General features: G+C 67.8%; 10 protein-coding genes and 1 pseudogene. 8 read left to right on the top strand and 3 right to left on the bottom strand.

Annotation, left to right across the window (positions count from 1 at the left end; translation table 11 throughout):
• Nucleotides 1-104 precede the first annotated feature (104 nt).
• Entirely contained in the window at nt 105-1,310 is a 1,206-nt protein-coding gene (locus AC067Z_RS28685; RefSeq protein WP_478792523.1) for an NAD(P)/FAD-dependent oxidoreductase, read from the top strand.
• 292 nt (nt 1,311-1,602) lie between these two features.
• Nucleotides 1,603-2,499, top strand: a complete 897-nt coding sequence (locus AC067Z_RS28680) for an RNA polymerase sigma-70 factor (protein ID WP_478792522.1) — start codon at nt 1,603-1,605, stop codon at nt 2,497-2,499.
• A gap of 227 nt (nt 2,500-2,726) precedes the next feature.
• Here AC067Z_RS28680 and AC067Z_RS28675 read toward each other — a convergent pair whose 3' ends face one another.
• Nucleotides 2,727-5,234 (bottom strand): tetratricopeptide repeat protein, encoded by a 2,508-nt coding sequence (locus AC067Z_RS28675; protein ID WP_478792521.1) that lies wholly within the window; start codon nt 5,232-5,234, stop codon nt 2,727-2,729.
• 676 nt (nt 5,235-5,910) lie between these two features.
• On the opposite strand from AC067Z_RS28675, the gene AC067Z_RS28670 reads away from it, so the two are divergent.
• The 5 genes from AC067Z_RS28670 (at nt 5,911) to fxsT (ending at nt 14,450) form a co-directional block, all read left to right on the top strand.
• Nucleotides 5,911-6,093, top strand: coding sequence for a hypothetical protein (locus AC067Z_RS28670; RefSeq protein ID WP_478792520.1), 183 nt, complete (start codon nt 5,911-5,913; stop codon nt 6,091-6,093).
• A gap of 56 nt (nt 6,094-6,149) precedes the next feature.
• Nucleotides 6,150-8,390, top strand: coding sequence for an FxsB family cyclophane-forming radical SAM/SPASM peptide maturase (locus tag AC067Z_RS28665; protein ID WP_478792519.1), 2,241 nt, complete (start codon nt 6,150-6,152; stop codon nt 8,388-8,390).
• Between the two features lie 180 nt (nt 8,391-8,570).
• Nucleotides 8,571-9,230, top strand: a complete 660-nt coding sequence (locus AC067Z_RS28660) for a TIR-like protein FxsC (protein WP_478792518.1) — start codon at nt 8,571-8,573, stop codon at nt 9,228-9,230.
• Nucleotide 9,231: 1 nt separating this feature from the next.
• Complete coding sequence (gene fsxC / locus AC067Z_RS28655; protein WP_478792517.1) at nt 9,232-10,458, top strand: FxsC protein; 1,227 nt, start codon at nt 9,232-9,234, stop codon at nt 10,456-10,458.
• The gene (gene fxsT, locus AC067Z_RS28650; protein WP_478792516.1) at nt 10,455-14,450 is read left to right on the top strand and encodes an FxSxx-COOH system tetratricopeptide repeat protein; all 3,996 of its coding nucleotides are present in this window, start codon (nt 10,455-10,457) and stop codon (nt 14,448-14,450) included. Before fsxC ends, fxsT begins: the two co-directional genes overlap by 4 nt.
• Before the next feature lie 494 nt (nt 14,451-14,944).
• On the opposite strand, the gene AC067Z_RS28645 is transcribed toward fxsT, so the two are convergent.
• Nucleotides 14,945-16,579 (bottom strand): sodium/solute symporter, encoded by a 1,635-nt coding sequence (locus tag AC067Z_RS28645; protein WP_478792515.1) that lies wholly within the window; start codon nt 16,577-16,579, stop codon nt 14,945-14,947.
• Nucleotides 16,576-16,758, bottom strand: coding sequence for a hypothetical protein (locus tag AC067Z_RS28640; RefSeq protein ID WP_478792514.1), 183 nt, complete (start codon nt 16,756-16,758; stop codon nt 16,576-16,578). Before AC067Z_RS28640 ends, AC067Z_RS28645 begins: the two co-directional genes overlap by 4 nt.
• Nucleotides 16,759-17,282: 524 nt before the next feature.
• On the opposite strand from AC067Z_RS28640, the pseudogene AC067Z_RS28635 reads away from it, so the two are divergent.
• Nucleotides 17,283-17,442: pseudogene (locus AC067Z_RS28635) on the top strand (IS256 family transposase); the annotation flags it as partial.
• Nucleotides 17,443-17,887 lie beyond the last annotated feature (445 nt).

Raw genomic sequence — 17,887 nt, 5'->3', positions numbered from 1 at the left:
CCGTCCAGGCAGCCACGCCTGTGGGGTGATCTGCCTCACATGCTGTCACAGGGATCGATCAAGAGGTGTCTTGTGCCCGAACCCCTTGAAGCGGAGGAGACACCATGCTGGAAAACACCGATGTGGTCGTGATCGGCGGCGGATACGCCGGCGTCATGGCGGCCAATCGCCTGACACAGCGCGGCGACGTGACGGTGACGCTGGTCAACCCGCGCCCGTCCTTCGTCCATCGGGTCCGCCTGCACCAACTGGTGGGCGGGTCCGACGCCGCGGTCGTCGACTACCGAGAGGTACTGGCCGAGGGCGTCCGGCTGGTGGTCGACACCGTGGCACGGATCGACACGGCCGACCGCAGCGTGGCGCTGGCCTCCGGCGGCACGATCGGCTACGACTACCTGGTCTATGCGGTGGGCAGCGGCAGCGCCGACCCGCGTGTTCCCGGAGCGGCCGAGTTCGCCTACCCGATCGCCGGCCTGGAGGAGGCGCAGCGGCTGCGGCCGATCCTCGACGCCGCGCCCGCGACGGCCGCGGTGACGGTGGTCGGAGCCGGTCCGACCGGCATCGAGACCGCCGCCGAGCTGGCGGAGGCCGGCCGCGCCGTGACCCTGGTCTGCGGAGGGGTGCTCGGCCCGTACCTGCACCCGCGGGGTCGACGCTCGGTGGCCGGGCGGCTGGCCAAGCTCGGTGTGACCGTGCTCGACGGCCCCGACACGAAGGTGACGGCTGTGACCCGCGATGCCGTGCGGCTCGCCGACAACCGCGAGCTGCCGAGCAAGGTGACCATCTGGACCGCCGGCTTCGGCGTGTCGGATCTGGCCGTACGCAGCGGGCTGAGCACCGACGCCCTGGGCCGTCTGCTCACGGACGAGACGTTGACCAGCGTGGACGACGTACGCATCATCGCGGCCGGGGACTCGGCGGCACCGTCGGGCCTGCCGCTGCGGATGAGCTGCCAGGCCGCGATGCCCCTGGGCGCGCGGGCCGCCGACACGGTGCTCAGCCGGATCGCGGGTGAGCAGCCCGCGACCCTCAACCAGTCGTTCGCCGCCCAGTGCATCAGCCTGGGCCGAGGCGCCGGCATCTTCCAGTTCGCCAACCGGTCCGACGTCGCGGTGTGGTTCAACATCGACGGCCGCCTGGGCGCCAGGCTCAAGGAGTTCGTGTGCAAGGGCATCGTCAAGCACCTGGCCGACGAGGCACACAAGCCCGGTGCGTACAGCCTGCACCTCATCTCAGGAGGTGCCAAGCGTCAGCAGCTGCTGCAGGCCAAGCGCAGCGACGCACCCGCCACCGCTGAACGGACGGCCTAGCCAGGCACTCGTGGCCGATCCGTTCTGACCACAAGGGATCCGGAACGCATGTCGTGCGGCGACGCCCTTGTCACGGGCTCCGCAGCAAGCAGGCGCTCATCAGATGCACTTGAGCAAGGGATCGTCGTCAACTCGGCGTGTCACAGCCGTGCGCCGGGTTGTGGCCCACTGTCGACCGCACCCGACAGGTGGGGCAGATCGAACGGCTACTGGCGAAGGAGAATCTTGCTGTGGATGCACGCTTGAAGGCCGTCGGCAATCAGGGCCGGCCGCGAAGGAGAGGGGTCGAGATATGAGCGACCACGCCACCGACCCGGCGACCGAGACGTTCGTCGCCCACCGCAGCCTGCTCTTCACCGTCGCATACGAGATGCTCGGATCGGCCGCCGACGCCGAAGACGTCCTCCAGGAGACCTGGCTGCGATGGGTCAAGGTCGACCTGGCCCAGGTGAGCGACCAGCGCGCCTACCTCGTCCGGATCACCACCCGGCAGTCACTCAACCGACTGCGCGCAATGAAGAGCCGCAGGGAGGCGTATGTCGGCCAGTGGCTGCCCGAGCCGCTGCTCACCGCACCGGACGTCGCCCAGGACGTCGAGCTTGCCGAGAGTGTGTCGATGGCGATGATGCTCGTCCTCGAAACGCTGTCGCCGACCGAGCGCGCCGTCTTCGTGCTGCGCGAAGTCTTCGATGTGGGCTACGACGAGATCGCGGCCGCCATCGACAAGAGCCCCGCGGCCGTCCGCCAGATCGCGCACCGTGCCCGCCGGCACGTCGATGCCCGCCGCCCTCGCCAGGCGGTCTCCCCGAGGAAGACCCGGGCGGCTCTGGAGTCGTTCCAGCGCGTACTCGAGACCGGGGACCTGCAGGGCCTCCTCGACGTGCTCGCCCCGGAGGTCGTCCTCGTGGGCGACGGCGGCGGAATCAAGCAGGCCGCGCTGCGGCCGATCGCCGGCGCCGAGAAGGTGGCCCGCTTCATGATCGGCGGTCTCGGCAAGAACGCACTCCCGCTCACCATCACTCCCACCGTGGTCAACGGCAGTCCGGCACTGCTCGTGCACCGGGACGGAGAGATCGACGGCATCATGGCGATCCGGGTCGAGGACGCCCGCATCACCGGCCTCTACTACGTCCGCAACCCGCAGAAACTGTCCCGCGTCGAATCCGAGACCCCGCTCACGCTGCGATGAATTCGCGGTGGCGGCCTGGCCACTTCGGGCGTCACGTACGCGATGGACGAGGAGGGGGACCCGTCCACACCGACGCCGTCCCCGCCCAAGTCGGAGCAGCCTGGCAGGGGCGTAACAGCCGAGCATCCCCGCAACGACCGAGGGCGGCGCCTGGCGGACGAGCTGACCCTGCTCCGCGGATTTCGGGTGGGGTAAGACGAGCCGGTGCTGCGTCATCATCGGCCGGATCAGAGGGCGTTCAACCGGGCGCGTGTTTCTTCCGCTTCAGGGGACCGCATGGATTCGTACAGGGGCAGGGCCGCCTCCCAGTGTCTCCGCGCGACGGCTTCCTCACCCCGCTGGGCGGCGAGGCATCCAAGTTCGAAGTTGCCTCTGGCCGTACCCGAGCTGTCCCGGATCACCGCGTAGGTCGCCATCGCTCTGTCGATGTGTTCCTGTGCGGCGTCCACGGCGCCGGTGAGACGGTGCAGCGTGCCCAGTTCCAGTTCGGTCCAGGCCAGTCCGCGCCCGTTCCCGATTTCGCGATAGATGGACTGCGCCCGGTCGAGGTACGTCTGTGCCGCCTCGGTGTGGCCACTCACCCGATGAAGGGTGCCGAGTTCGACAAGCGCGTCGGCGATGTTGCGCCTGCCGCCGAGTTGCGTGAAGACCTGCAACGCGGCGGACAGGAGGGCCAGCGCCTCGTCGTGGTCACCGGTCATCCGTGCGACGATGCCGAGTTCACGATCGGCCCACGCCTGCCCGTTCAGATCGCCGGTGCGTTCGGAGATCTGCCGGGCCTCGTGGAAGTGTTGTCGAGCGTTCTCATGGGCGCCGGTTTGGCGGTGAATGGTGCCGAGCTCGCAGTGGATCCACGCCTGGTTGCGTTCGTTTCCGATCTCCGAGAACAGCGCGAGTGCCAGGTCCAGATGTTCGAGCGCGGTGCGGTAGTTGCCTGTCCGCCTGCCCAGCATGCCGAGCAGGCCCTCGTTGTCGGCACGGCCCCGTTTGTCGCCGGCCTGGTGGTACAGGGCGCCCGCTTGTGCCGCATGAGCCGCCGAGTCCTCGAACCTGCACAAATGATGGTCGATGTAGCCCAGTTCGGCATGACAGGCCGCCTGGCCGAGGACGTTGCCGAGTTCCGTCGAGATCGACAACGACCTGTTCGCATGTGAGCGTGCCAGGGTGTACTCGGACATGGTGCGCGCCATCCGGCCGAGCCAGAGATGGCAGGCAGCCTGCCCCGGCCGATCGTCCATGGCGACCGCGAGCTGCAGCGCTGCTTCGTTCAATGCCTCGGCCTCGGGGATGTTCCGGTGCAACCGCATGTAGTAGGAAATCCCGCTGACCAGTTCCCACGTGCCGTTCCACCGCCGGTCGATCGCCAGACGGATCACCGCGCGCAGATCATCGAAGTACACCGACATCCAAGTCAGTGCCTGCGTCTCGGTCATCGGCGGAACGATCGCGGAACCGAGGCTGGGAGGCGGGCTCGTGATCACTGGCGCGTTGATGAGCGCAGCGAGTTCGCAGACGACCTCCAGGCTCGTCCGGAAGAGCCGGGAAAGCGCTCGGTCCTGTTCGTGATCACCGTGGGGACCGCGGTCGTCGGCAAGCGCGAGCGCCCGGACCACGTCATGGAAGCCGTAACCGAACGGATCCGGCTTGTGGATCAGTCCCTGCCGGTGCAACTCGGTCAATGCCTCCTCGGCTTCCGCCGCGGAGACGTCCGCGAGGGTGGCTGCGAAGGTGGCGGTCACATGTGGCCCCGGGTAGAGCGCGGCACGGCGAAGGACGAGCCGCTCACGTGGTCGCAGGCGGCCGAACGAAGCGGTGAAGACATTGGCTCCTCGTCCCTGGTCCGGCATACGACCAGCCTGTGGTCCGACCCCGCCGACGAGCTGGTCGACGGCAAGCCGGATGGTCAGCGGCAATCGGTGGACCGCCGCGAGCTCATGGACGTCCCTTTCCGCCAACTGATACGACGCGCGTCGGACGATCTCACCGATCATCTGCCCGGCCTCTTCCTGGGACAGTCCCTCGAGTCTCAGGTGAAGGTCCGGGTCAATGCCGGCGATGAACCGACGAGCGGTCGAGATGACGAGACACCGGTGGGAGCTGGGCAGCAGCTGGAGTACCTGATCGGCTGTCACCACATCATCGAGGACCAGCACGATTCGGCGGCCCGTCGTGGCCGCGCGCCAGCTGGAGACAAGCCGATCAATATCGAGAGTGGCCAGGGATACTTCCGGGGCGAACGTTCCGAGGACGTCCAGCAGAACGTCACGGACATCCAGACTGCTCGACCGGCCTCCGTGACTACGGAACGCCAGAAAGAGCTGCGCGTCAGGAAAACGGTGAGACAGCCGATGTGCGGCCTGCACCGCGAGCTCGGTCTTACCGACTCCGGGCTCGCCGGTGATCAGGAATACCGCCGCCCGGTGGTCCGAACGCTCCGGCTGAGAGGTACAGCTCTCCAACTCGGGACTGCGCCCCGTGAAGACCGCGCTCGCGGGAGGAAGTGTGGAAATCGTGCTGGTCCGCTCGTCGACTGGTTCCTGCGCATCCATGGGAGTGGGCAGGTACGCGGCTCCGGCCGCACACAGCGAGACAAGCACGACCAAAGAGGCGAACAGCCACCAGTTCCAGTCGGAAGTGATCACATTGGTCACCACGCCCACGGCCGCTCCGAGCACCGGTCCTGAGACGAGGACGAGAGTGTCCCGACGTCGCCGGGCAGCGCGCTGACTGGGCAACCGTTCTCCGGACCTTGTATCGGGGGCTGGACGGCGATGACGCCTCTCCGGGATTATGGCCGACCCGAGGAAGGAATGTCGGACAACAGTGCAATCGGGCCGATCGTCGGCCGGCCGATGCCGGTCTGGTCCAACTCGTGGCCGCCGCAAAGGGATCAGACACCCGTGGGCCCAAGACAGCTTCCCTCAGCAGCAGTAAGCCTTCATCGGCTCCCCGTCCCGCACGCCCCGAACGTCGGACGCACAGTTGGCGGCATGACGCGGAGAGTACGTCTGCCCCACACCGGTGAAGGTGGCGGATCCTGCCGTTCGGCCCGGATCGAGTGCGGTCGGCGTCGGCGCGCCAGGCGAGTTCGCGGGTCATCCGAGTGGCGGTTCCGCCCAAGGGCGCACGCAATGGACTTACCGATGAGGCGCACTGCATCGGCAGGAAGAGGCCATGAGGCGGAGGTGGTTGGACACTTGGCCTGTGGGCATCGAGGTAAGCCTGAGGTGCCGGACAGTCTCGATCCGGTCCCTGAGCGCCTCCCAGGGTCCCCTGCAGCGCACCGAGGGGGTGGTGGTGCCCGTGGTGTCGCGCGTCCCTCGCCCGAGTTGGCCGGTGAGCGCCCTGTCGTCAGGTAACCCGGCAGTCACCATGTGAAGCAGCCCGCAGTCATCCGACCAAGGAGCCCGAATGGACAACAGCGACGAGCCGCAATCCGCGATCGTCCCCGGCGCACTGCCGAACCACAACGACATCCCGCTGCTCCGGGTGCCCGAGTCGGCGCAGACCGCCGTTCTGGCGCGGGTGGGGACTGATCGCGCACTGATTTCGTTTGCATTCCAGTCCGGCGCTTCCGCGCAGCCTTCGTCTTGAGCCACCGGTTGTACGAGCGTTCCGGGCACCTGGGAACTCGGCCATTTCGCCAGTTCGTGCTGAAGGTGCACAGTCGGTGCGACTTGGCCTGCGACCACTGCTATGTCTATCGGCACGCCGATCAGAGCTGGCGCGGCCGCCCCGTCACCATGTCGGACGAGATCTTTCGGCTCACCGCCGAGCGAATCGCCGAGCATGCGGCCGCGCACGCTCTGCCTCACGTCCATGTGGTGCTGCACGGTGGTGAACCACTGCTCGTCGGCCGAGAGCGGCTGCGTGGCTTCGCCCGCACGCTGCGCGTCGCACTGCGCGGCGTGAGCGCGCTCGACCTGCGTATGCAGACCAACGGGCTGCGGCTGGACGACGAGTTCTGCGACATGCTCGCCGAAGAGGGCATCGTCACCGGAATCTCGCTCGACGGCGACCGGATCTCCCACGACCGCCACCGGATCAGGGCCGACGGTTCCGGCAGCTACGACGGCGTCGTGCGCGCCGTTCGGCGGCTCGGTTCACCCGGACACAGACGTGCCTTCGGAGGGCTGCTGTGCACAGTCGACGTCGTGAACGACCCCGTCGCGGTCTACCGTGCCCTGGCCGAAATGAACCCGCCCGGCATCGACTTCCTGCTGCCGCACGCCACCTGGGACCGCCCGCCGTTCCGGCCCCGTGGCGAGACGGACTACGCGGACTGGCTGATCGCCGTGCATCGGCAGTGGAAGGAGGACGGCAAACCGGTCCGCATTCGGATGTTCGACTCGATTTCCCGGCTTTCCCACGGTGGCCTGAGCCTCACCGAGGCACTGGGCCTGGGCAGTTCGGACCTGCTTGTGGTGGAGACCGACGGGGCGATCGAGCAGGCGGACTGGCTGAAGACCGTAGCCCATGGCGCTCCGGAGACCGGCTTCCATGTGGCGCGCGACCGCTTCGACGAAGCCGCAGCGCATCCCGGAATCCTGGCCCAGCGGCGGGGCCTGGACGGTCTGTCGGCGCAGTGCAGGGCGTGCCCGGTTGTCGCGGTCTGCGGCGGAGGGCTTTACGCGCACCGCTTTCGCACGTCGGCGGGCTCGCGGACCCCCGTCGAGTTCGACAACCCCTCGGTGTACTGCGCCGATCTGTTGAAACTGATCCAGTACGTGGAGGGCGCTGACGACAGCACCCCCTTGCTCGGCCTGCGCCGCTCGAACTTCGACGACCTCGCGGCGGGATACGGCAGTCCGTCGGCGGTTCAGGAGCTGGCACGGACACAGAGCAGCATAGGGCGAGTGCTGCTTGCGGCCGCTCATCGGGCGGCGCCGCACTCCTCCGCTGCCTGGCAGTCACTCCTCGGCCTCCCTACCGACGCCCTGGACGCCGTCCTGGCCGACCCCTATCTGAGGGTTTGGGCGCTGGGTGTCTGCGAGGGGACGGCACTCGACGAGGGACGGCCGGCCGAGATCGCCCTGGCCGCGGCCGTGCGGATGGGGAAGCAGCTCAGCCTTACCGTGCCCTTACGGGAAGGCACCGTACAACTGCCCGGCCTGGGCCGACTGGTGGTCGGCGGACCGGGGCGGGCCATGTCCATTGCGGCCGAGGCCGGTGAGCTCACCGTCGACGGCCGAGGACTGGGCGCACTGCCGGACGGCGTCGTTTGGGAGCCGCTGCGGCATCTGGAGGCCGACGGCATACGAGTGGCGCTGGAGGACACCGATCCGTACCGCACGTGCTATCAGACCGAGGTATCGCCCCGGCTCAGCGTGGCCGGATTCCGGTCCTGGCAGCAGGCGTTCCGCGAGGCATGGAGAGTCATCCGGGCCGAGCATCCGCAATACGCCGATGGGCTCGCCGCCGGGCTGCGCGCGGTGACCCCGCTGGCCGTCCCGACGGCGAGTGAGACGTCCCGGCACGCCTTCGGCGCGGTCGGGATCGCGTTGTCGCCTTCGCCCGAGGCGCTCGCCTTGTCGCTGATCCATGAGTTCCAGCACGTCAAACTCGGTGCGATGCAGGACATGTACGACCTGTTCGAGCCGGGCGGTGGTCGGTACTCAGTTGCCTGGCGCACGGACCCCCGGCCTGTCGATGCCGTGCTTCAAGGCGCGTACGCCCACCTGGCAGTCGCCGACGTCTGGTGGACCCGCGCCCGGCGCGGGGCGCAATGCGGGAGCATGGAAGACGCCACCCGCCAGGCGGAGTACTGGCAGGGCGCGGTCCTGGACGCGCTGGACACACTCTCCGGGGCCGGTGCGCCCACCGGTGTGGGGGAGCGGCTACTGGCGGCCATGCGCGCAACCGCGCAGTCCCTCGGCGGGCCGGTGAGGTGAGCCACCGTAGGGGCAGCGCGGGGGCCGGTGGGAGGGCCCGGTACCGGCGGAGCGGCCAACCGGCTCGCTCCGGCCTCTGGCACCGGCAACGGATTTCGCGCTCCAATGGATCCCAAGGCGCCCGCCCGTCGGCTCAACTCGCCAACACGAGGGGGGCATTGACGAGAGGGCGGCGAGGTCATGACGCATCCGATTTCGCACTCGTCGCCGACTGCGAGCACAGGACCCGATCCGTACTTCTACCTCAGCTACGCGCGCATCCCCTCCACCGAGGACACGAGCGGCCGAGAACAACCGGACCAGAATCTGGTCGACTTGTACCGGGAGCTGTGCCGGCACGTCATGGAGCTGACCGACCACGACGGCACCCGGGCGCCCGGCTTCCTGGATCGGCGGATGGCGATCGGCGCCGATTGGGAACGGGACATCAAGCAGGCACTGGCAACCTGTCAGGTCTTTGTGCCCGTCTATACCCAGCGGTACTTCTCCAGGGAATGGTGCGGCAAGGAGTGGGCGGCCTTCGCGAGGCGGCAGGCCGTGCATCGCAGAAGCCGGCCGTACACCATCAACGCGATCGTCCCCGTCCTGTGGGTGAGTCCCGAACATCTAGAACTTCCCCCGGTCGCCGAGGCGATCCAGTACACGCATCCGGACATGGGACTTCACTACCTCAAGATGGGTCTGTACGGACTGCGTGAGAGTGGGCACTCGAGCCAGTACCGCCGGGCCGTGTGGGGCATCGCGCAATCGATCGTCAAGGTGGCCCACCAGGCTCGCCTTGAGCCGTGCGACATCGGACTCTTCGGTGACCTGCACAACGTCTTCGAGCGGGGAAGGTAGTATGCCGCTCTTCTTTCTGAGTCACGCGCGGACCCCCGGCACCCGGCGCACCGAACACGGCCCGGACAAACTGGTCTTCGACTTTTTCGAGGTGCTGCGCAACCGCGTTGCGGTCCACGCCGGAGTACCGAAGGCCGCCTCCGGCTTCGTCGACGAGCCGGGGACGCCTGGAGACGAGTTACTGCGCGCGCTCTGCACCTGCCGGGTCTTCGTCCCGTTGTTCTCGAAGCGGTACTTCACCGATCCACTCTGCGGCCGTCAATGGACCGCTGTCACGCAGCGGAGCCCATCGGGCACCGCGCCCCGGATCGTGCCCGTGCTCTGGACCCCCCACCCGGCGGCCTCCGTCCCGGCAGCGGTCCATGAGACACCGGTCATGCCGGAGGGCAGGGGCGACGCCGAATCGTGCTACGCGGCCATAGGATTGCACCAGTTGCTCGACCTGGATGAGAGGCAGGCGCTCCAGGCCACAGATTGGCTCGCGCGGCGGATCGCTGCATCCGCCCCACTGGGGTCCGGTGTGCAAGGGGTGACCGATCTGGAGGGCCTGGCCCGGCTGCCGGACGCCTTCGCCACGGCCCCGCCCCGTCCACGACTGCGGATCTCCGTACTCGCCCCGTCCCAGGAGCGCTTGCCGATCGGTCGCGGAGCCTCCCGCTACGGTTCCCGGCCCATCGATTGGCGACCCTACGGACCCATCGCAGGCGGCCCAGTCTCTGAGCAAGTCACCGAACTGGCGCGCCACCAGGGCTTCGAGCCGGACATTGTGTCGTTCGACAAGACTCTGGTCGATCTGCCTGCCACCCGCACTCCGGCCGCGCCGTGGATACTTGTTGTCGACCCCTGGGCGCTTCAGGACCCGGAGGTTGCTCGCAAGGTCAGGGCGTTCGACGGAGCCCATCGGTCCTGGACCGCCGTGCTGATCCCACTCGCCGACGACGATCAGCAGTCCAAGGAGCACTTCGAAAGGTTGGCGGCACTGGTGAGTTCCAGTTTTCCGCGCCACCTGCGGGAGGGGACAACAACACAGCAGTTCGCCCTTCGCGGCCTTGCTACGGCCGATGCTTTCGCCCTGTGGTTCGGTGAGTTGGCGGAGTCCGCCTATATGCGGTATCTGAGCTGCATACAGCCGACATCGTCCCCCCGAAGCAGTACGACCGGGAGAATGCCAGGGGTCGATGCCGACGGACTCGGCACCAACGAAGGCGGCGCGGAGGCCAGGCCATGACCAGCGAGGACGCGGGCACGATCATCACGTTCTACTCGTACACGGGTGGTACGGGAAGAACCATGGCTCTTGCCAATGCCGCCTGGATCATGGCTTCTTCGGGCAAACGAGTCCTGGTGGTCGACTGGGATCTGGACGCCCCGGGCCTTGAGCTCTTTCTCCACCCCTTCCTCGACCAGGAAAGGCTAAGGATCACCCCTGGAGTCCTCGACATCGTCAGCCGCTTCAACCAGTCCCTGCTGGAGGAGCAGCGGCGGGGCGAGGTGCAGTACCTGCAGTACCCCGGACTCGACGGAAGTGACCGGGCCACAGTCGTCGACGAGGAATGGATCGCCGAACGCGCTCGCTTCAATCACTGTCTCATTCCTGTGATCTGGGAGTTCCCCCAGCAGGGTCGACTCGACTTCCTCCCCGCCGGCACCAAGAACAAGGGCTATCTGAGCGCGTTCTCGCAGTTCGACTGGAAGCCGTTCATGGACGGCCCGTGGGCGACCGAATTCATCGAGGCCCTCAAGCGCGAGTTCGTCCAGAACTACGACTATGTGCTGATCGACAGCCGCACCGGCCTCAGTGACATCGCCGACATCTGTACGGTCAGCCTGCCGCACACCCTCGTCACCTGTTTCACGCCCAGCAGCCAGAGCATCGACGGAGCGGCGGCGGTCGCGGAACGGATCGATGCGATGTACGGCTGCCGCAATATCCGCCTTCTGCCCGTTCCGATGCGGGTTGACGACACCGACGGACAGGCGGAGCGGCTGGATGCCGCCCGTGGCCGGATCAGGCTGCGGTTCGCCGGCATCCTCAGCCGGCACAGTGACATCCCTGCACAGGATTACTGGGGCAGAGTGGAGATTCCGTACCGCCCGGCCTACGCGTACGAAGAGCTGCTGGCTCCCTTCCGCGACACCCCCGGCACCGGCTCCTCCCTGCTGGCCGCCTATGAGCGGCTCACCGCGGTGATCACCGACGGTGAAGTGGGCACGATGCCGCGGATCGACGAGAGTCTGCGACAGCGCTGTCTCGATCTGTACACCCGACGCCCGTCGCTCGATGTCTCCGACGTGTACATCAGCTACGTCCCGCAGGACCGCACCTGGGCCGAGTGGATCTGCGCCACACTCGAAGCCGCGGGATTCCGGGTTCATATGCCCCCGGACGGCAGCGATGACGTGGCTGATCTCAAGGCCGAAATCGAGCGGGGGGTTGAGTCCACCTCTCACACCCTCGTCGTGCTGTCCACGGCCTATCTCCGTTCCTCCCGCCACAGGACGACATGGGAGGCCGTCTTCTCCGCCGACACCCTCGGACCTCGGCGCACTGTGGTCCCGGTGCTGATCGAACATGTTTCACTGAGCCCGCCGTTCACCGAGCGGCTCGTCGACATGTCCCGCTGCGACACCGAGCCGGTCGCCGCAGAGACGCTGTTGAGTGCCTTCGACCTCGGCTCCGAGCGGCCTCGCTTGCGCAGCCACTTCACCCGGGCGGATCGCCTGGCACCCCGCTACCCAGGGGCAGAGCCGCCCGTCTGGTCGGTGCCGCTGCGCACGACCTCGTTCACCGGTCGCACCGAACTGCTGGAATCCATCAGGGAACAGCTGCGTACCGGGAAGCACACCATCCTCCTCAGGGGGATAGGCGGCATCGGGAAGTCCCTTCTTGCGCAGGAATTCGCCCACCGTTACAAGGGCGACTACGACATCGTCTGGCACATCCAGGCCGAACAGCGAAACCTTGCGGTCGAGCAGTACGCGGCGATGGCCCGGCCCCTCGGACTTCCGGAACGCGAGAACCCCACCGACACGGCACGCGCAGTCCGCCACGCGCTCGACCTCGGGGAGCCCTATCAGCGGTGGCTGTTGATCCTCGACAACGCGGACGACGCCGGAGACCTGCCCGAGCTGCTCGCCGGTGGGCGCTCGGGACACGTCCTGATCACCAGCCAGCGCTCCGAGAGCTGGAACCACCACGCGGAGACGGTCGAGATCGGCGTCTTCCAGCGCTCGGAAAGCATCAGCCACCTGCGCCGCCGGATCCCGGACTGCAGCGCGGACGAGGCTGATCTCGTTGCCGAAGCCCTCGGAGACCTGCCGATCGCCATCGAGCAGGCGGCGGCAGGCATCCAGCAGTCCGGCATGAGCGCCCGCGCGTACGTCGAACTGCTGCAACGGCCGACATCCGGCGCGGAGACGAGCGCCAACGGCGCCCAGACCGCCGTAGTCACCATGGACACCGGTGGCACCTGGGACTTCGCCATCGGCCGACTGCGGGAGAACCACCCGCCCGCGGTGCGACTTCTCGAGCTCTGTTCGTACTTCAGTCCCGAGCCCATCTCCATGGACCTGCTCGCGGGCATCGAGATCTCCCGAGCCCTGGGTGGCACCCGCACTGTGGCCCGTGCCTACCAGGAACTCAGCCGCTTCGCCCTGATCCGCGTCGACCGCGCGGCCAGGAGCGTGCAGGTACACCGGCTCGTGCAGCACTCCATGCGCAACAGCATGACCGCGGAGGAGCAGCGGGAGGCGCGAGAGATCGTCTACCGCGTGCTGGTCGCGGCCAGACCGGGCAAGGACGACCCGGAGGACCCCAACACCTGGGATCAGTACCGGATCATCTGGCCGCACCTGGCCACTCCATGGGCGCTCACCTCGCCCGATGACGGAATTCGAGAGCTGATCGTGGACCGTGTCCGCCAGCTGCGCCGCCGCGGCGAATTCACACAGGCGCTGAGCCTGAGCGAACAGTGCGTGGCCGGCTGGAACGAACAAGGGGACCCCGACGAGCGCTGGGCGCTGCACATGCGTTTCCAGATCGCCAACATTCTGCGCGCGCAGGGCAAGTACGAGGAATCCCTGGCCGTTGATCAGGAGGTGCTGGAGCGCCAGCTCGCGGTCCTCGGCGACAGGGACGACCAGCACCTCCTGATGACGTGCAACAGCATCGCCGCGGACCTGCGCGGTCTCGGACGCTTCTCGGAGGCGCTGGAGTACGACCGCGAGGCCCACCAGAGATACAGCGACGCCTACGGGGAGGACCATCCGCGCACGTTGACCTCGGCCAACAACCTGGCGGTCTCCCTCGCGGCGTCCGGAGACTGCTACGCCGCACGCGACCTGGACCGCAGGACACTTGAGACCCGGGAGCAGATTCTTCTCCCCGACCACCCGCTGACCATTGAATCGGCCGTCAACCTCGGTCGCGATCTGCGGGACTGCGGCGACTACAAGGAGGCGGTCATACTGCTCAGGCGGGCGCATGACCGCTGCCTGCGCAGCCTCGAACTCACCATGGACGGGCCGACAGTCCTCAACACAATGAGCGGACTCGCCGCTTCGCTGCGGCGTGACGGCCGGCCCGCCGAGGCGGAACAGGTCACCCGGCACGTTCTGCTGCACACACCGGAGAGCGACGGAGAGGTCACTCCGGAGCGGCTGCTGCTCGAAATGAACCTCGCCGGCGACCTGATGGCCCAGGACCGGTCGGACGAGGCACTCGATCTCGTGCGCAGGGTGCTGAGCGACCTCCGACGGACGATGGGCGAGGAGCACCCGCACACCATCACCTGCTTCGCGAACTACGCGGTGCATCTGCTGAGGGCGGGTGAAGTGACCGAAGCGGAGCGGCTGTCGGAGAAGGCCGTGGCAGCGTTCACCGAGATCCTCGGTGAGAGCCACCCACATGTGCTGGTCAGCGGGGTCAATCTGGCCTCCGCGCAGGCGGAGGGAGGACGGCACGAGGAAGCACGCAGGACACACGAATCGACCTATGGCCATTTGCGCGAGGTGCTGTCCGCCGGCCACCCCGCCACGCTCGTATGTGCGGGCAATCTCGCCGTCGTGCTGAGGGACATGGGAGACCTGCATGCTGCCGAGGAGATGCGGGACTGGGTCGTGGCCGACATGATCAGGACCCTCGGCACGGACCATCCGTACACGCTGGCGCTCACGTCGTGGCGTCGGACGGGTCTCGAGCTCGAACCGCATCCGATCTGAGGGCTGAGTAACTGTCAGGGGCTTTGCCGCGAACCCAGACCGGCATCCAGAGCCGAAGCGCGCCAACGTTGGTTGCGCGGGCCTGCAGAACCGCCGATGTCCCGGGGATGTGCCACCGGACATTACTGAAGGGATCATGCGCCCCGTGCGAGAGCCACGACCGGCACGCGCCTCGATCCCTCCGGCCTGATGTCCCATGGCTCGCGGCAGGACACGAGGTCGTCCACCCGGCCGGCGGGCCCGGGCGGATCGCTTGACCTGGCGATGGCGGCTGATGCCGCCCCAGGCCCATCCGGGCCACGCCCAGCCCCGTCCGGGATGAAACCCGGTCCGGCGCTGTCACACCGTGATGCGGATGCGGCACGTGGAACAGTGCGTTCCCGCGGACACGTCTGACTGCGCTCATGCCGCTGACGCTATGCCTGGCGCCCCCGTTGACCACGCTCTTGACAGGCGCCCCGGTCACCATGACCCCGTCACGGACCAATGGTCGGTCAGCTCATGAGGGACGAGTGCGCGTTCTCTGTTCCCGGACCTCCACGTCCTCCCTTCCAACGGGGCCTTCCCACGACGCTGCCCAGCCAGCCGAACAGGAAGCCGGTGGGAATCGACACGAGGACGACGGTCTGGAGCGGGAACCAGTCGATGTGCCACTCGGGGAAGAGCGCCAAGGGGGTGCCGGAGAAGACGGGGCTGCAGATCTGCAGTCCCACGGAGCAGACCAGGCCCCCGTACAGCGTCCAGAGGAGGCCTGCTCGGGTGTAGCCGCTCCAGAAAAGGGAGTACACGAGCGCGGGAAGCAGACAGGAAGCCGCCACCGCCAAAGACATCGCCGTCAGGAACTGGACGTTCCAGCCCTGGACCCAGACCGCCAGTGCGATGCTCAGGATTCCGACCCCGGCGGACGCCAGGCGGGCGGCGGCCACCTCCCGGCCCTCGGTCGTGCGCCCACGGCGCAGCACCTTCGTGTACAGGTCGTGGGCGATCGCCGCTGCGGCGGCGAGGGTGATGCTCGCCACGGCGGCCAGCGTGGTGAGGAACACCGCGGAGGAGATCAGGACGACGAGGAGTGCCCCGTTCGCGTCGGTGGACGTGCCGCCCGCCAGTTCGCCGGTGAGCAGCAGCAGGGCGGTATTGCCTCCGGGGTCGGCGGCCATGATCGCGGGTGCGCCGATTAACGCCGCGGCTGCGAAGCCCATCAGAGCCGTCGTCAGGCAGAAGGAGACGACGATGCCGATGGTGTGGCGCACCGTACGGCGCGCGGTGGCCGCGTCGGGTGCGGTGCCGAGTTGCATGGCGACGTGTGGCAGGCATGCCACTCCCAGCACGATGGTGATCATCAGGCCGATGAAGTCGAGAGTGCCCACGGATTCGGCGCTGTCGGCGTAGCGGAGGCCGGGACGCAGATAGCCGGCGGGCCGGCCGCTTCCCTGTCCGGCGGCATCGAGCAGGGCGTCGGCGCTCCAGTGAAAACGATGGAGCAGCACCGCTGTCACCGTCAGAGCCGCGCCGAGCAGCACCACCGTTTTGATCAGCTGAATGACGACCGTGCCGCGCATGCCGCCGAACACCGTGGCGCAGACGACCAGGGCGCCGATCATGACGATGGCCGTCTTCTCGGCGCCGGGCCCGGTCATTCCCAGCAGCGCAGTGGTGGTCACGCCCGCGCCGGAGAGCTGTACGACCAGAACGGGAACGCACACACTCAAGGTCACGACGGCGGTCGCGATCCTCGCCCCCGGCCCTGGAGCCCGCAGGGCGAACGTGTCACCCAGGGTGTAACCGGCGTACTCGCGCAGGGGGCGCGCCAGCAGGAGGAGGACGCCGAGTGACAGCGCGGTGCACAGGGCGATGAACAGACCGTCGTAGCCGAAGACCGCGACACTCCCCGTGGTGCCGAGCACTGCGGCCGCGGGCAGGTAGACGCCGGACAGGACAAGGGCCCCGCGCAGCGGCTTCAGCCTGCGGCCCGCTGTGTAGAAGTCGTTGACCCGGTCCCTCTCGGGGCCGCCGCTGAGGACGCAGATGAACAGGATGGGGACGATGAGCGTCAGAAAGCCCAGCAGGACGACGGCCTGCGTGTCGCTCTCCAGGGCACCGGGCGCGGCGAGCAGGATCCGCTGCCTCATCTGTTCTCCTCCCCGTCCTCCTGAAGGGCATGGACTGCGCCCGCGCGGCGGTCGTACCGCCTCGCCGTCCACACCAGCAGGGAGCCCTGGAAGAGCAGGGCCAGCACGCCGATGCTGGTCCCTCCCCAGACACGGGTGGCCATCAACTCGGCTGCGGAGCAGGCGAGTAGCACGTGCACGGCAAAGGCCGATCCGTTGACCAGGGCAAAGGACGTGCCTGGGCGGTGGGGCCGTGGGCGATGATGCAGGCGAGGGGCGTGCGGGTGGGTCATGGCGGTCTCCGTAAGTGTCAGGCGGCCCAGAAGGGTCGGGCGTGGCTGATTGCGGCTTGTCCTGTGCGACCAGGAAGGAGTGGCCGCCCGGCTCTTCGGGCCCCCTGGCTGCTGATGGAGATGTGCGTCGTAGCCGCTGTTTACGGAGATGACGGCGGGGTGTTCCTCGGGCCGACAACTGCTGCTCGGAATGAGGAGGGGCGGATGAACCGGCGACGGGCCCGGGTACGGGCCGCCGCGGCGCGTCCGTTCAGGTCAGAGATCAGTGCCGCTCCGCAGTGACAGGCGACTACGGCGGGTCGACGACTCCCGGCATGGAGGGAAAATAACGGAACTGGCAGTCACGTATCTAGGGGGAGTCGTTCAGTTTCTGGGGTTCGCGTACGGATTCAGGTCGGCTGCTGGGTCCTTGGCCGTGTCTGACGTGCTCTTTCCTCAACGACGAGGCCGCGTGGAAGCGCGTCCACCTGGCGATCGTGTTGCCCGCCCCCGACCGGCAAGGGGCAGGCTCGCTGGACCATGCGCAGGAGGACAGCGCTGAACGCCTTCGCCCTCACCTTCGACGGCCGACTCTCAGCAGCGCGTCAGTGATCCCAACCACCCTGGATGCACTGATCCATTGACAGACCCCGCTCCACCCGGCGGCTGGGCCTGCGGGTCGGGGAGTGCCCGGAACCGGCGAGACCGACGTCGCATGTCGGGTGCCGCGAATGCGGCCGGCGGCGCGGGGGCCGGGGTGACGCCGGCAACGAGACGTCCCGTACCTCACCACCGAAGAACGATTGGCTGCGCTCATCGGTAAGGACGAGGGCTCCATCGCGTTGATGCGGCACTTGCCGGAGAGGAAGCACCTGCGTCCGCCGCTGTGCGCGGACGGCCGGCGGCGACACGGGTTTCGCGCGGCAACCGCTGACTGAATGCCACGTGCGCAAAGTGCGACCTTGCCCGGATTCGCGCAGTTCACGGCTGGCAAGTCCTTGCCATGGCGAGGACTTGCCGTCACCAGACCTTCACGTCGGCCGTACCGGCCGATAGA

This window comes from Streptomyces sp. NPDC043812 (assembly GCF_056436245.1).
Note: the sequence above shows the minus strand (reverse complement) of the source record. Positions and strands in the feature narration are given on the sequence as shown.

Coding starts and splice junctions, on each gene's coding strand:
- AC067Z_RS28680 (WP_478792522.1), top strand. CDS start 1,603: ATGAGCGACCACGCCACCGACCCGGCGACCGAGACGTTCGTCGCCCAC.
- AC067Z_RS28660 (WP_478792518.1), top strand. CDS start 8,571: ATGACGCATCCGATTTCGCACTCGTCGCCGACTGCGAGCACAGGACCC.
- AC067Z_RS28645 (WP_478792515.1), bottom strand. CDS start 16,579: ATGAGGCAGCGGATCCTGCTCGCCGCGCCCGGTGCCCTGGAGAGCGAC.
- fxsT (WP_478792516.1), top strand. CDS start 10,455: ATGACCAGCGAGGACGCGGGCACGATCATCACGTTCTACTCGTACACG.
- AC067Z_RS28670 (WP_478792520.1), top strand. CDS start 5,911: ATGGACAACAGCGACGAGCCGCAATCCGCGATCGTCCCCGGCGCACTG.
- AC067Z_RS28685 (WP_478792523.1), top strand. CDS start 105: ATGCTGGAAAACACCGATGTGGTCGTGATCGGCGGCGGATACGCCGGC.
- fsxC (WP_478792517.1), top strand. CDS start 9,232: ATGCCGCTCTTCTTTCTGAGTCACGCGCGGACCCCCGGCACCCGGCGC.